This window comes from Pantoea sp. AN62, assembly GCF_050432985.1.
Taxonomy (GTDB): domain Bacteria; phylum Pseudomonadota; class Gammaproteobacteria; order Enterobacterales; family Enterobacteriaceae; genus Pantoea; species Pantoea brenneri.
Genome location: NZ_JBNPYB010000011.1, coordinates 152,257 through 165,985, shown reverse-complemented (window position 1 = coordinate 165,985; position 13,729 = coordinate 152,257). Strand labels below are relative to the sequence as shown.

Genomic DNA, 13,729 nt, shown 5'->3' with positions numbered 1-13,729 from the left:
GATAAGTGCGCGTCAGCCTGGCGTGCCTGCCAGTACTGACGCGCCGTCACTTACTTGTGATTTTTCGCTGCCAGAGTGGCGAACCACGGCGCGACGAAATCGTCATTACCACCCCAGCCTGGGACGATTTTATTCAGCGAGGCAACGTTTACCGCGCCGGGCTGGCTGTTGAGCTGCTGCTGAGAGATCGACGCAGCCTTAAACTGATAGGTGGCTGGCGTCGCTTCACCGGCAATCTTTTTCGCTACCAGACGCATGTTTACCGCGCCAATGGTTTTCGGGTCCACCGCCACGGTCTGAACCCACGGGCTGTTCTTCTCACGCATCAGCTGCAAATCCTGGTTCGAGACATCGATGCTGTAGAGCTTGATCTCGGTACGCCCGTTCTCCTGCAGCGCTTTATAGGCGCCCTGGCTGAAGGCGTCCCACGCGCCCCAGATGGCGTCAATCTTGCCTTTCGGGTATTTCGCCAGAATGGCCCCAATCTTGTTTGCGGTATCACCCTGTACATCGGTAGAGACGGCGCCAATCGACTCCAGCTGATGAATGCCAGGATTCTCCTTCAGCAGTTTCTCGTACACCACCTGACGGCGTTCCATTGGCGGGAAGCCCGCCACCCACAATTTGACGATGTTGGCTTTGCCGTTGAAATCGCTGATTAACTGACCCAGCGACAGCTGCGCCAGCGATGCGTCATCCTGCGCCGTCACGGTCACGCCCTCAATCGGGTTATCAACCGGGGTATCAAACACCGACAGCTTAATACCGGCGTCGGCGATGCGTTTGACCAGACCGCTGGCGTAGGGCGCTTTACCGTGCGACAGCACGATGCCGTCATACTTCTGGCTGATCGCCTGGTTAACGAAATCCTGGAAACGCGCGTCGTCGCCGTTACTGAGGAAAGTGCTGACCTTAAAGCCGAGCTGACGGCCCTGCTGAATCGCACCTGCGACAAACTGGGTGGTGTTATCGTCAGAACCGAGGTTACGGATCACCGCGATGCGGATCGGGCCGTCGTGACTGGCGATAGCCGCGGGCACCGGGGTAACGGTCTCCGCGAAAGCGGCGCTGGCGTTCAGCAGGCTCAGGGCCAGCAGCGAGAGCGTTATTTTTTGCATTATTATCAACTCCGGTCAGTGCGCCTCAGCGGCGCTGGATATAGGTGATTGCCAGTGCCAAAGCCAGCACCAGCCCTTTAATAATGTCCATGGCGTAATAGGGGACGGAGAGCATCACCAGGCCGTTCTGCAATACCCCGAGGATCACCGCGCCGACCAGCGTGCCGAGCGCATTCGGTTTGCCCGATCCCGCCAGCGAGAAGCCAATCCACGCCGCCGCCACCGCATCCATCAGGTAGCCGCCACCGGCGTTAACCTGTGATGAACCAATACGTGAGGCCAGCAGAATGCCGCCCAGTCCGGCCAGCAGCGAGGCGATCACATAGGCCAGCACGCGATAGCGGGTAGTGCGGATACCGGAGAGTCGCGCCGCTTCGGGATTGCCGCCGAGGGCATACATCCGGCGGCCATGTTTGGTCAGCGACAGCGCCAGCTGGGCCACGACCGTTACCACCAGCATAATGATCACGATGGCTGGCACCTGACCCAGCAGGCCAAACGCCGCCGGGATAGTGCCTTCCGCCATATCGCCGCTCGGCAACACCATGTTTTCCGTGATCGAGCCGCCAAAGCTGTAGGTCATCGCCACACCCTGAATCACAAACAGCGTCGCCAGCGTGGCCAGCATGTCGGGGATCCGCAGGATGACAATCAGAAAGGCGTTAAACAGCCCGACCAGGCTGCAGAGCGCCAGGGTAATCAGGATCGCTTCGGTGGTGTCGAGGCCGTGCCAGACAAACAGCGAAATCACCAGCGCGTTGGCCAGCGAAGCGGTCGAGCCGACCGAAAGATCGAAGCCGCCGACAGTCAGTGAGATCGATACGCCGACCGCGATGACCGTAACAATCGCAATCGATCGCAAAATATTGATGATGTTGTTGGGTTCGAGAAAACTGTCTGAGGCCAGGCCAAAGGCGGCGATCAGGATCACTACCGTCAGTAACATGCCCCATTTATAAAGGAAGTCGAACAGTTGATGACGCCATGAAGATGATGGCAGATTCAGGCTGGTTTCTTTGCTGCTCACGCAGGGGTTCCTCCGGTGGAATAAAGCAAAAGCGTCTCTTCAGTGACATCGCGCGCGGCCAGTTCAGCCACAATGCGTCCATCCCAGAGCACACAAATCCGGTCGCATAAGCCGACCAGTTCAGAAAATTCACCTGACGCGTAGATAATGCCTTTGCCTTCGCGCGCCAGACCGTCGATCAGAGTGAACAGTTCGGTTTTGGCTTTGATATCGACGCCTTTGGTCGGCTCATCGAAAATCAGCACGTCGGCGTTGTTACGCAGCCATTTGCCAATCGCCACTTTTTGCTGATTCCCCCCGGAGAGGCGGCGCAGTGGTTGGGCCGGACCGGTAGTCCGCACCTGAAGTCGCTGAATGATGGCCTCTGCCCAGCGCCACGCCTGGCGATGGCCGAACAGGCTCCAGCGCGAGAAACTGTCGTCCGCGCTGACGCTCAGATTCATCGCCACCGATTCATCAATAAAGATGCCCTCTTTACGCCGCTCTTCCGGCACCAGCGCCATGCGCCGGCTGACCGAATCGTGCGGGGAGCGCGGCTGCCACGGCTGGCCGTGCAGCTCTCCCCGACTGATGCGGCTTTTACTGGCACCAAACAGCGCTTTGCACAGTTCGGTCTTTCCGGCACCGGCCAGTCCGGCGATGCCGAGAATTTCGCCCTGATGCAGCCGCAGCGAGATATCCTGCAGCAGGTGTTCATCATGCAGTCCGTCGACCGCCAGCAGCAGCGGCTGCGGCTGCGGCTGTGGTTCACGCCGGGCGGGATAGATGTCGGTGAGCTGATGCCCAAGCATTTTTTCCACAATCTGCTCACCGCTTAGCGCAGCCATCGGGCCGCTCTCAATCAGCCGGCCATCGCGCAGCACCGTCAGGCGATCGCAAATCGCTTTCAGTTCGTGAATCCGGTGAGAGATAAATATCACGCCGATACCGCTGGCCTGCAGGCGACGCACCACGGTGAATAGCCGCTCGCTCTCATGCTGGTCGAGCGGGGCGGTGGGTTCATCCAGAATCAGAAAGCGGCAATGATGCGACAGCGCACGCGCCAGCAGGATCTGTTGCTTTTCAGCGAGGGTGCAGCGTTCGACCAGCCGATTGACGTCCAGCGTCACCTCGAGCTGCGCCAGTAAGGCTTGCGCCTGACGACGTATCTCACCCCAGCGGTAGCGGTGGCCTGGTTCCGCCAGCCGATCCAGCAGTATGTTTTCCGCCACGCTGAGCTGTGGCACCAGCGCCACATCAACTTCCTGCTGAACCAGATGAATCCCCAACTGCTTTGCGTCGCGCGGGCTGCGGAGGGTGACCGGAACGCCATCCAGCAGGATCTCGCCGCTGTAGTGACTGTGGGCGCCGGACAGCACCGCCATCAGGGTCGATTTTCCTGCGCCATTCGCGCCGGTCAGCGCGTGAACAGAGTGGCCTTCACTGACGAAATCTACCGATGAGAGTGCGGCAAATCCGCCAAAAGCGATGGAGATGTTACGCATCTCGAGGCGGTTTAACGCAGCCATGTCACCATTCTCCTGAAGAATCACTGGCCGCATTTTTTCCTGAAGCTTCAGGCGCGGCAACGACCGAAAGCGCATAAGCTAGCACGAAACGGTATTAGCCATCCAGACATCTGGACATAACGGCGGCTAAAACCAGCGAAGCGTGAAAGCGTGGCGTATTCAGGCGGGGAAGGGCGTTCGGGGTGGTGAATTATGCTGTTGCGGCACGGCGGGCATAAAAAAACCAGGCCGAAGCCTGGTTAAACTTTTTGCGGTGAGATTACTTTTCTGGCACCACATTCAGCAAGGTGGTCAGCAATTTCCAGTAAAGGCCGACGCTTTCAATGTGTACCTGCTCATCCGGTGAGTGCGGACCGGTAATGGTCGGACCGATCGACACCATATCCATCTGTGGATACGGTTTTTTGAACAGACCGCACTCCAGACCGGCGTGAATCACCTGAATGTTTGGCGTTTTGTCGAACAGCGCGATATAGGTCTGACGGGTCAGCGCCATGATCGGCGAGTCCGCGTCTGGCTGCCAGCCTGGGTAGCCGCCTTTCGCTTTGGTCTGCGCGCCTGCCAGCTGGCCAAGCGAGGTCAGCATCTGCACCACATAATCGCGTCCGGTGTCGATCAGTGAACGGATCAGGCAGTTGATTTCTGCTTTATCCGCTTCCATCGTCACCACGCCGATATTCAGTGACGTTTCGACCACGCCTTTGGCGACGTCTGAGTTACGGATTACGCCGTTCGGCGTGCTGTTCAGCAGATTAAGGAAGCGATCGCGGCTGTCGGCGGTTAATGCTTCACCCTGATGCGCCAGCGGTTCGGTGACCAGCGCGATGTTCGGCTCTTTAATGCCGTGCTCGTTCTGGATGGCGGTCAGGAAATGCGCCGCAGCAGATTTCAGCGCATCGGCCTGGTGGCTGTCGACTGCAACGGTTGCAAAGGCTTCACGCGGAATGGCGTTACGCAGCGTACCGCCGCTGAACGCCAGCAGACGCAGATCCAGTTCGGCAGCGTGCGCCGCCAGGAAACGCGCCAGCAGCTTGTTGGCGTTGCCGAGGCCCATATGAATGTCGGCACCGGAGTGGCCACCGCGCAGCCCTTTCAGCGTCAGCTTCAGGGTTTCAAAGCTGGCAGGCACCGCTTCACGGGTCAGTGGCAGGGTGGTAACGAAGTCGATACCTCCCGCGCATCCCATGTAGATCTCACCTTCTTCTTCCGAGTCGGTGTTGATCAGGATTTCGGCCTGCAGCCAGTTGGGTTGCAGACCAAAAGCGCCATCCATGCCGGTTTCTTCGGTCATGGTCAGCAGCACTTCCAGCGGGCCGTGGGTCAGGCTGCTGTCAGCCAGTACCGCCAGCGCCGATGCCATACCGATGCCGTTGTCAGCCCCCAGCGTGGTGCCGCGCGCTTTGACCCATTCGCCGTCAATCCACGGCTGAATCGGATCTTTGGTGAAGTCGTGTACGGTATCGTTATTCTTCTGCGGCACCATATCGAGGTGGGCCTGCAGCGCGACCGGCTTGCGGTTTTCCATCCCGGCGGTGGCGGGTTTACGAATCAGGATATTGCCGACCTGATCGCGCTCACACCAGAAGCCTTGCTCTTTGGCCCAGCCGACGATGTAACTCGCCAGCGCTTCTTCATGAAAAGAGGGATGAGGAATGGAGCAAATCTTAGCGAAAATATCCCACAGTGGCTGTGGAGAGAGTTGAGACAATTCAGACACGACAAGTCTCCTGTGTCAGTGCGCCGGACCAGCCGGACATCGCGAGTTTCCAGTGAAAGATCGCCGCCAGAGAATCTGGCGAGATGGCCTGAGAATATCACTGTTTTTCCCCGGGTGCGCACTCAGACGCGCTAAAAAGCCGCAACCGACGCGCGGGTGCTGGTTTTTAGCGCGTCAACTCCTTATAATCTCGCGCAACCTTTTCCCCGTTGCACATTTTTAAGCCACCGCGGTTGGCTGGGATTCCTATTCTATGAGCGAAAAATACGTCGTTACCTGGGACATGCTACAGATTCATGCCCGTAAACTGGCTCAGCGCCTGCTTCCTGTTGAACAGTGGAAAGGCATTATCGCGGTCAGCCGCGGCGGTCTGGTACCGGCTTCGCTGCTGGCGCGTGAACTGGGGATTCGCTATGTCGATACCGTTTGCATCTCCAGCTACGATCACGATCATCAGCGCGAAATGAAAGTGCTGAAGCGCGCCGAAGGTGATGGCGAAGGCTTCATCGTCATTGACGACCTGGTGGATACCGGCGGAACAGCGCAGGCGATCCGCGAGATGTACCCGAAAGCCCGCTTCTGCACCATTTTTGCCAAACCAGCTGGCCGCCAGCTGGTCGATGATTACATCGTCGACATTCCGCAGAACACCTGGATTGAGCAGCCGTGGGACATGGGCGTGGTCTACATCCCGCCGATTGTTAAAAACTGATTAATCTTCCCTAAACAACGCCCGGTTTTCCGGGCGTTGTGCTTTCTGCACCTCGCACCCTGATTTGGCGTACAGTACACTAAGCTATCGCCGTTTTATGCCGCAGGAGAAGTGAGTATGTCGAGCAAAAATCTCAGCGAAGAGTTGTTCAAACCACGCTTTAAACATCCTGAAACCTCTTCTTTAGTGCGTCGCCAGCATCACGCGACCCCGGACGTGCACTCCGCCCTTGATGGCGACAGCCAGCGCGGCTGGTATCGCATGCTGAATAAGCTGATGTGGACCTGGCGCGGTCTGACGCCGCAGGAGATCAGCGAAGTGCTGGCGCGCATCGCCATCAGCGACGTTGAGCATACCGACGAGACGCTGCTGGACACCGTGATCGGTTTTCGCGGCGGCAACTGGAATTTCGAATGGTGCCGCCAGGCGGGCTTCTGGCAGCAGAAAGCGCTGGAGTGCAGCGACGACAGCGAAGCGGGCGAGTACTGGCTGCATGCTGCCCATCTCTACAGCGTGGCTGCCTATCCCTATATCAAAGGCGATGAGCTGGCCGACCAGGCCCAGACGCTGGCTAACCGTGCCTACGAAGAGGCGACGCAGCGGCTGCCGGGTGAGCTGAAGCCGCTGACTTTCGCCATCAGCGGCGGCAGTCCGGTGAGCGGTTTCCTGCATATGCCGTCAGGCGTCGATGCCCCTTATCCGACCGTCCTGTTTTGTGGCGCACTCGACTCGCTACAAAGCGATCATTACCGGCTGTTCCATGACTATCTTGCGCCGCGCGGCATTGCGATGCTGACCATTGATGTACCGTCGGTCGGCAACTCGGTGAAGTGGACGCTGAATCAGGACACCAGCTTTTTACATCAGCAGGTGCTGCGTCAGCTGGAAACGGTGCCGTGGATCGATCACACCCGCGTGGCGGCGTTTGGCTATCGCTTTGGTGCCAACGTGGCGGTACGGCTGGCTTACCTTGAGTCGTCACGGCTGCGGGCGGTCGCCTGTCTCGGCCCGATTGTGCATGCGCTGCTGACCCAGACTGCGCTGCAGGATGAGATCCCGGATATGTACATGGATATGCTGGCAAGCCGGCTCGGCATGGCGTCCTCGTCTGACAGCGCGTTACGTACCGAGCTCAACCGCTATTCGCTGAAAACCCAGGGGCTGCTGGGCCGGCGTACCCCGACGCCGATGCTGTCAGGCTACTGGCAGAACGATCTGTTCAGCCCGGAAGAGGAGAGCAAACTGATCGCCAACTCCTCGGCGGAGGGCAAAGCGCTGCTGATTCCGGTGAAGCCGATGATGGCCAGTTTTGATCGGGCGCTAAATGAAATTTGCGACTGGCTGGAGAAGCGTTTAAAAAGGTAACTGGCAAAATTTACAGTATTTGCTACAACTACTACCTGAATTATTGCGGGCTGCTGCAGCGCGCTTCGCTGACCCCTGGCGATTGATGCCAGTGACGTGGCGTGAAGCGGGCGCGACAGTCCGGATGATTGAGGATCGATATCGGTCAAAACCTATGGAGAATTAGCATGACGTTACCGAGTGGTCACCCCCGCAGTCGCCTGCTTAAGCGCTTCACTGAGCTGGGACCGTATATCCGCGATGGGAAATGTGGTGAAACCCGTTTCTTTTTCGACTGCCTGGCTGCCTGCGTCAATGTGAAACCGGCACCGGAACTGCGTGAATTCTGGGGCTGGTGGATGGAGCTGGAAGCACAGGCCGATCACTTTACCTATGTCTACCATATCGGTCTGTTCGATAAAGAGGGCGACTGGTCTGTGGCGACGGTTAAAGGCAAAGAAAATACGGCGCGGGTGGAAGAGACCTTACGTAACTTTCATACCCGTCTGAAAGCGATGCTGCACGAATTTGAGCTTGATCTGATTCCGGCCAGCGATTTCGATGAGAAACCGGTGAAACTGAGTGCCTGATTACAGCGTTCAGCAATAAGAAAGGGCGAGTTGAAAAACTCGCCCTTTTTTTATCAGACACACTTCACATTGAGGGTAACGCACTGCGGGCCCGCCGCCGCCACAGCAATCAACAGGGACGGAGCCGGCCCGACAGATATCAGAACTGGTAGGTCATGCCCACGGCAACCACGTCATCATTGTTGATTGACAGCGCGTTATCGTCATCCAGCTGGTTAATTTTGTAATCAACAAAGGCGGACATGTTTTTGTTGAAGTAATAGGTGGCGCCCACGTCGATATATTTCACCAGATCCGCATCGCCGATACCGTTTTCGATATCTTTGCCTTTGGTCTGCACGTAACCGATAGAAGGACGCAGGCCGAAATCAAACTGATACTGCGCCACCAGCTCGATGTTCTGCGCTTTGTTGGCGGCACCGGCCACTGCGGCACCGGTGTTGCGGTTGGTACCACTGATTGGCGTCATGTTACGGGTGTCGGTATAGATAGCGGCCAGGTAAATGCTGTTTGCATCATATTTGACGCCTGCACCCCAGGAATCCGCACGGTCACCGCCGCCGTAAGCACGTGCCTGCTGCTGGTTGGTGCGGTCAGATGAGGTGATGGCACTCATCAGGCTCACGCCGCTATCGCCCAGCGTGTAACCGAGTGACGCACCGTAGCCATCGCCGTTCTGGCGGTTGATGTCGGTACGGCTGTTGGCGCTGCTGGCGTCATTTTTGCCCTGATACTGCAGCGCAAATTTCAGACCATCCACCAGGCCGAAGAAGTTATTGTTGCGGTAGGTTGCGACGCCGGTGGCGCGCTGAGTCATAAAGTTATCAGAACGCGCGGTGCCGTCACCGCCAAATTCCGGGAACACGTCGGTCCAGGACTCTACGTCATACAGTACGCCGTAGTTGCGACCGTAATCGACCGAGCCATACTGTGAAAATTTCAGGCCGGCAAAACCGAGGCGGGTTTTGTTGCCGTTGTTGGCATCGCTGCCTTCGGAGTTATTGACGTTGTACTGATATTCCCACTGACCGTAACCGGTCATCAGGTCGTTGATCTGCGTCTGGCCTTTGAAGCCGATACGCACGTAGGATTTGTCGCCATCTGAGCCGGCATTATCGCTGAAGTAGTGTTCAGCTTTAACTTTGCCGTAAAAGTCCAGTTTGTTGCCATCTTTGTTATAGACTTCGGCAGCCTGTGCGGTCGACGCCAGCGCCAGAGCGGAGATGATCATTGCCAGTGTGCTTTTCTTCATTTGCTATCAATCCCGATGTGTACGTCAAAAAGTTATGAAAGTTTTTGTAAAACACCGACTTTTTACCGGGCGGTGATGAACTTTTTATGACACTTTTCGTGATTTCTTGTTAATCGTGAACTTTTGGTCTACGCCCTTGTCCGCGTAAAATCGTGCTTTTCCCCCGCTGGCTGTTGGCTTCCTTATCGACTCCTGTTAAAACGTCCTTTCGTAAAAATTTTTCACTACGGCAGGAAATATGAGTGGCAGTCAGACCTTAGTGGTCAAATTGGGTACCAGCGTTCTCACCGGCGGATCACGCCGGCTGAATCGGGCGCACATGGTGGAGCTGGTTCGCCAGTGTGCGCAGCAACATGCTGCAGGCCACCGCATTGTGATTGTGACCTCTGGCGCGATGGCGGCCGGACGCGAACATCTGGGCTACCCCGAACTGCCGCCGACCATCGCCTCAAAGCAGCTGCTGGCTGCGGTGGGGCAGAGCCGTCTGATCCAGCTGTGGGAACAGTTATTCTCTATCTACGGTATCCACATCGGCCAGATGTTGCTGACCCGCGCGGATATGGAAGATCGCGAGCGTTTCCTGAATGCCCGCGACACGCTGCGGGCGCTGCTGGATAACCACATCGTACCGGTGATCAATGAGAACGACGCCGTGGCGACCGCCGAGATTAAAGTGGGCGACAATGACAACCTCTCGGCGCTGGCCGCGATGCTTGGCGGGGCCGACAAGCTGCTGCTGCTGACCGATCAGCAGGGGCTGTTCACCGCCGATCCGCGCAATAATCCCGACGCTGAGCTGATCGGCGACGTGCATGTGATTGATGATGCGTTACGCTCATTAGCCGGCGGCAGCGTTTCCGGGCTGGGCACCGGCGGCATGTCAACCAAGCTTCAGGCGGCCGATGTCGCCTGCCGTGCCGGTATTGATGTGATCATCGCCTCAGGCGGCCGCAGCGGGGTGATCGGCGATGTGATTGACGGCAAACCCGTCGGCACGCTGTTTCATGCTCAGCAGTCGCCGCTGGAAAACCGTAAACGCTGGATATTCGGCGCACCGCCGGCGGGCGAACTGACGGTGGATGATGGCGCGCTGGCCGCGATTATTGAACGTGGCAGTTCACTGCTGCCGAAAGGGATCCGCGCCATTCAGGGCAATTTCTCCCGCGGTGAAGTCATCCGTATCCGCAGCCTGCAGGGACGCGATATCGCCCACGGCGTGTCACGCTATAACAGCGATGCGATGCGAATGATTGCCGGTCACCACAGCCAGCAGATCAGTGAGATCCTCGGCTATGAATATGGCCCGGTGGCGGTTCACCGCGACGACATGATCGTCAGTTAAGGAGCAGACAATGCTTGAAGAGATGGGTAAAGCGGCCCGCGCGGCAGCATATCGCGTGGCCGATCTGTCGACCGCAGAGAAAAATCAGGTCCTGATGACCATTGCCGATCGTCTGGAAGCCGAAAGCGCCGACATTCTGGCCGCCAATGAACAGGACTTAGCCGAGGCGCGTCAGAATGGCATGAGCGCGGCACTGTTAGATCGGCTGACGCTGAATCCGCAGCGGCTGAGCGGCATCGCCAGTGACGTTCGTCAGGTTTGTCAGCTGGCCGATCCGGTTGGGCAGTTGATCGATGGCGGTCAGCTCGACAGCGGACTGCGTATCGAACGTCGCCGTGTGCCGCTCGGCGTGGTGGCGGTGATTTATGAAGCGCGTCCCAATGTGACGGTGGATGTCGCCAGCCTGTGCCTGAAAACCGGTAATGCGGCGATTCTGCGCGGCGGTAAAGAGACGTGGCGCACCAATGCCGCCACGGTGCGGGTCATCCAGAACGCCTTGCAGCAGCACGGTCTGCCGACGGCTATCATCCAGGCGATCGAAAATCCCGATCGTGAACTGGTGAATCAGCTACTGAAGCTGGATCGCTATGTCGATATGCTGATTCCGCGCGGCGGCGCGGCGCTGCATAAACTGTGCCGCGAAAACTCCACCATTCCGGTGATCACCGGCGGAATCGGGGTATGCCATATCTACATCGACGACACCATGGAGATCGAACCGGCGCTTGAGGTGATCGTCAATGCCAAGAAGCAGCGCCCCAGCGCCTGCAATTCGCTGGAGACGCTGCTGGTGGATCAGGCGATTGCCGACCGTTTCCTGCCAGCGTTCAGCGCCCGGATGGCGCAGGAAAATATTGTGCTGCATGCTGACAGTAACGTGCTGACGCAGCTGCAGGCGGGTCCGGCGCAGGTGATGCCGGTCAGTCTGCCGCAATACGATGATGAATGGCTGTCGCTCGATCTTAACGTGAAGCTGGTGGCGGATATGGATCAGGCGATTGACCATATCCGGACGCACGGCACCCAGCATTCCGATGCCATTCTGACCCGCAGCACCCGCAATGCCACGCGCTTTGTTCGTCAGGTCGACTCCTCTGCGGTCTACGTTAACGCCAGCACCCGCTTTACCGACGGCGGACAGTTTGGTCTGGGGGCAGAAGTCGCTGTCAGTACCCAGAAGCTGCACGCACGGGGTCCGATGGGATTAGAGGCGCTAACTACCTACAAATGGATTGCCTGGGGCGACGACACGCTGCGGCCATAATCCCCCCTTTTTTTTAACAAAACGGGAGTCTTTTACAGACTCCCGTTTTTTTTTAGCTGCCACTTTAGGTCCAGTTATATCTGGAGTTTCTCGCCTGTAAGATAATTTTTCGTCGCTGCCGGGTCGTTTCAGCTAAAAAAGCTGGCTGAATTTCACGCAATTCCTTACGGAAGATTCCTGAAAGCCGGGGCTGCACGCGGCCTGAGGCAATATTTTTTGTTCAGCTGCAAACGGCAGGGGATAATGATAATTAGAAATGCTTGATAAAGCGGTTAGGTAGTAAACGGACGGTAATATAAAATGAACTGGTAGCAATAATGAAAATAACATCCAGTACCTCCTCTATGGCTGATTATTAACTAATGGTTAAAAAAGAAAGTACAAGACAAGCTTTCACCGCCAGGCTGATTGCGGCCTGTGAGAGTGCCGGCATTGTCGGACATGGACGAAACAAACAGGTTGCTAAGGCCCTGCAACAGCAAGGCTGCAAGATTTCAACGCCGGGAGTGTGGAAGTGGTTCAACGCCCAGTCAGTGCCCGATGGGGGCAATCTGCTGGCCCTGAGTCAGCTGCTTGGCGTCAGAGTGGAGTGGCTGCAGTACGGGATGGATCATCCGGCTGAACCGGTGACGTTAAGCGCGCTGACCGGCCATAAAAACGTCTTTCGCGTTGATAGCCTCGACATCGGCCAGAAAAGTGCGGCGGGTCTGCCTGCGCGCGATGAGTTTGTCGAAACCATCCAGGCCATTGAGTATGGTCAGGATGAGGCGCGGGTGCTTTTCAACGGCCGGCCGGCAGAAAATATCCGTCTGATCGCCATCAACAGCGATTCGATGGCCGACACCTTTGCTCCGCGCGATCAGCTGTTTGTCGACATCAGCGTGCGGATGTTTGACGGTGATGGCATCTACATTTTCACCCTCGACGAGCAGCTCTACCTGAAGCGCCTGCAGCTACAGCATAAGAAAATTGCAGTAATATCAGATAATAAGCGCTATGAAACCTGGTATCTCAACCATGATGATGTGGCCAGCCTGAAGGTACTGGCGAAAGTCATCATGAGCCAGGCACGACACTATCAGATCCTCGGTTAAGCGCGCTGTCAGCGGGCGAGACCGCCAGCCTGCAAAAAAATAATCGACATAAATTCAAAAATTTAACCAGCGGTAAATAAAAAATTAACCAACAGTGTTTGATAAAGCATAAGAACCTGTTAATAATTTGAACATGGATGAACGAAGCAGTTCTTTCAGGGACGACCCGCTCTTAAACAATTGAGGCGCTGCACAAGCGCGAATCAAACCACCCAAAAGTCAGTGAACTTTGGGATGGGGTGGATGCGCAAAATGCAGCGTCGTCAGATGCCGTTTATTCCCCTTCGCCTACTTTCCACCTGGCTGCTCACGCAGCCGGGCGGTGAGTGTGCGAGCGTGAATCGCGACATTCGGGCCCGTTCGGTTCGCCGAAAGCTCGCGCCTGCCACCCCATCGCCAAAGACTCATTCACAGGAGGAGTTATGGCGATAATTCACTATGGCAAAAGCGTTTTTATGGGCAACGCACGTACTCGTCGCCATCGGCGGCGCCAACCTCTCAGCAGCCTGAAACAGAGCATCGACCAGGCACTAAACTTCCCACCCGAAACACCCACCCTGCGGCGTGCAGAGCAAATCTGCCAGCGTCAGGTCACCCCGCGCGTTGATCGTGCAATAACGGCGCCTCGCGCCAAAAATCAGGAAACGCCCAGCTTCGACAATTGCTGTCTGCCGCATGTGCATCTCTACGCAGTGCGCTGATTAGCGTCAGAAATCTCCCGTTCTGTCTCCCTGTTCAATTCCTGTTACCTCCATTTTTCA

12 protein-coding genes are annotated in these 13,729 nt (G+C 56.9%); 7 read left to right on the top strand and 5 right to left on the bottom strand.

The window, feature by feature from the left end; translation table 11 throughout:
• Positions 1–50 precede the first annotated feature (50 nt).
• The 4 genes from FHW04_RS14605 to pepD all read right to left on the bottom strand — a co-directional run bounded on the left by FHW04_RS14605 (position 51) and on the right by pepD (position 5,370).
• Positions 51–1,118: a sugar ABC transporter substrate-binding protein gene (locus FHW04_RS14605; RefSeq protein ID WP_089562364.1), complete on the bottom strand. Its 1,068-nt coding sequence runs from the start codon at positions 1,116–1,118 to the stop codon at positions 51–53.
• 25 nt (positions 1,119–1,143) lie between these two features.
• The gene (locus tag FHW04_RS14600; RefSeq protein ID WP_031374984.1) at positions 1,144–2,145 is read right to left on the bottom strand and encodes an ABC transporter permease; all 1,002 of its coding nucleotides are present in this window, start codon (positions 2,143–2,145) and stop codon (positions 1,144–1,146) included.
• Positions 2,142–3,653: a sugar ABC transporter ATP-binding protein gene (locus tag FHW04_RS14595; protein ID WP_089562379.1), complete on the bottom strand. Its 1,512-nt coding sequence runs from the start codon at positions 3,651–3,653 to the stop codon at positions 2,142–2,144. The genes FHW04_RS14600 and FHW04_RS14595 overlap by 4 nt, the downstream gene beginning before the upstream one ends.
• A gap of 259 nt (positions 3,654–3,912) precedes the next feature.
• Positions 3,913–5,370: a beta-Ala-His dipeptidase gene (pepD, locus tag FHW04_RS14590; RefSeq protein ID WP_031374986.1), complete on the bottom strand. Its 1,458-nt coding sequence runs from the start codon at positions 5,368–5,370 to the stop codon at positions 3,913–3,915.
• Positions 5,371–5,623: 253 nt separating this feature from the next.
• Here pepD and gpt point away from each other — a divergent pair, with 253 nt between their 5' ends.
• The 3 genes from gpt (at position 5,624) to crl (ending at position 8,016) form a co-directional block, all read left to right on the top strand.
• Entirely contained in the window at positions 5,624–6,082 is a 459-nt protein-coding gene (gene gpt / locus FHW04_RS14585) for a xanthine phosphoribosyltransferase (RefSeq protein ID WP_031374987.1), read from the top strand.
• A 117-nt stretch (positions 6,083–6,199) separates the two neighbouring features.
• Complete coding sequence (gene frsA, locus FHW04_RS14580) at positions 6,200–7,447, top strand: esterase FrsA (protein ID WP_046288500.1); 1,248 nt, start codon at positions 6,200–6,202, stop codon at positions 7,445–7,447.
• A gap of 167 nt (positions 7,448–7,614) precedes the next feature.
• The gene (gene crl / locus FHW04_RS14575) at positions 7,615–8,016 is read left to right on the top strand and encodes a sigma factor-binding protein Crl (protein WP_031374988.1); all 402 of its coding nucleotides are present in this window, start codon (positions 7,615–7,617) and stop codon (positions 8,014–8,016) included.
• Positions 8,017–8,155: 139 nt separating this feature from the next.
• Here the strand turns inward: crl and ompC are convergent, their stop codons facing one another.
• The gene (ompC, locus tag FHW04_RS14570; RefSeq protein WP_069727906.1) at positions 8,156–9,268 is read right to left on the bottom strand and encodes a porin OmpC; all 1,113 of its coding nucleotides are present in this window, start codon (positions 9,266–9,268) and stop codon (positions 8,156–8,158) included.
• A 238-nt stretch (positions 9,269–9,506) separates the two neighbouring features.
• Here ompC and proB point away from each other — a divergent pair, with 238 nt between their 5' ends.
• The 4 genes from proB to FHW04_RS14550 all read left to right on the top strand — a co-directional run bounded on the left by proB (position 9,507) and on the right by FHW04_RS14550 (position 13,669).
• Positions 9,507–10,610: a glutamate 5-kinase gene (proB, locus tag FHW04_RS14565; RefSeq protein WP_089562363.1), complete on the top strand. Its 1,104-nt coding sequence runs from the start codon at positions 9,507–9,509 to the stop codon at positions 10,608–10,610.
• A 10-nt stretch (positions 10,611–10,620) separates the two neighbouring features.
• Positions 10,621–11,874, top strand: a complete 1,254-nt coding sequence (proA, locus tag FHW04_RS14560; protein WP_031374990.1) for a glutamate-5-semialdehyde dehydrogenase — start codon at positions 10,621–10,623, stop codon at positions 11,872–11,874.
• A 362-nt stretch (positions 11,875–12,236) separates the two neighbouring features.
• On the top strand, positions 12,237–12,968 hold the full coding sequence (locus FHW04_RS14555) for a S24 family peptidase (RefSeq protein WP_031374991.1): 732 nt from the start codon (positions 12,237–12,239) through the stop codon (positions 12,966–12,968).
• A 422-nt stretch (positions 12,969–13,390) separates the two neighbouring features.
• Positions 13,391–13,669, top strand: coding sequence for a hypothetical protein (locus FHW04_RS14550; protein WP_031374992.1), 279 nt, complete (start codon positions 13,391–13,393; stop codon positions 13,667–13,669).
• Positions 13,670–13,729: the final 60 nt, after the last annotated feature.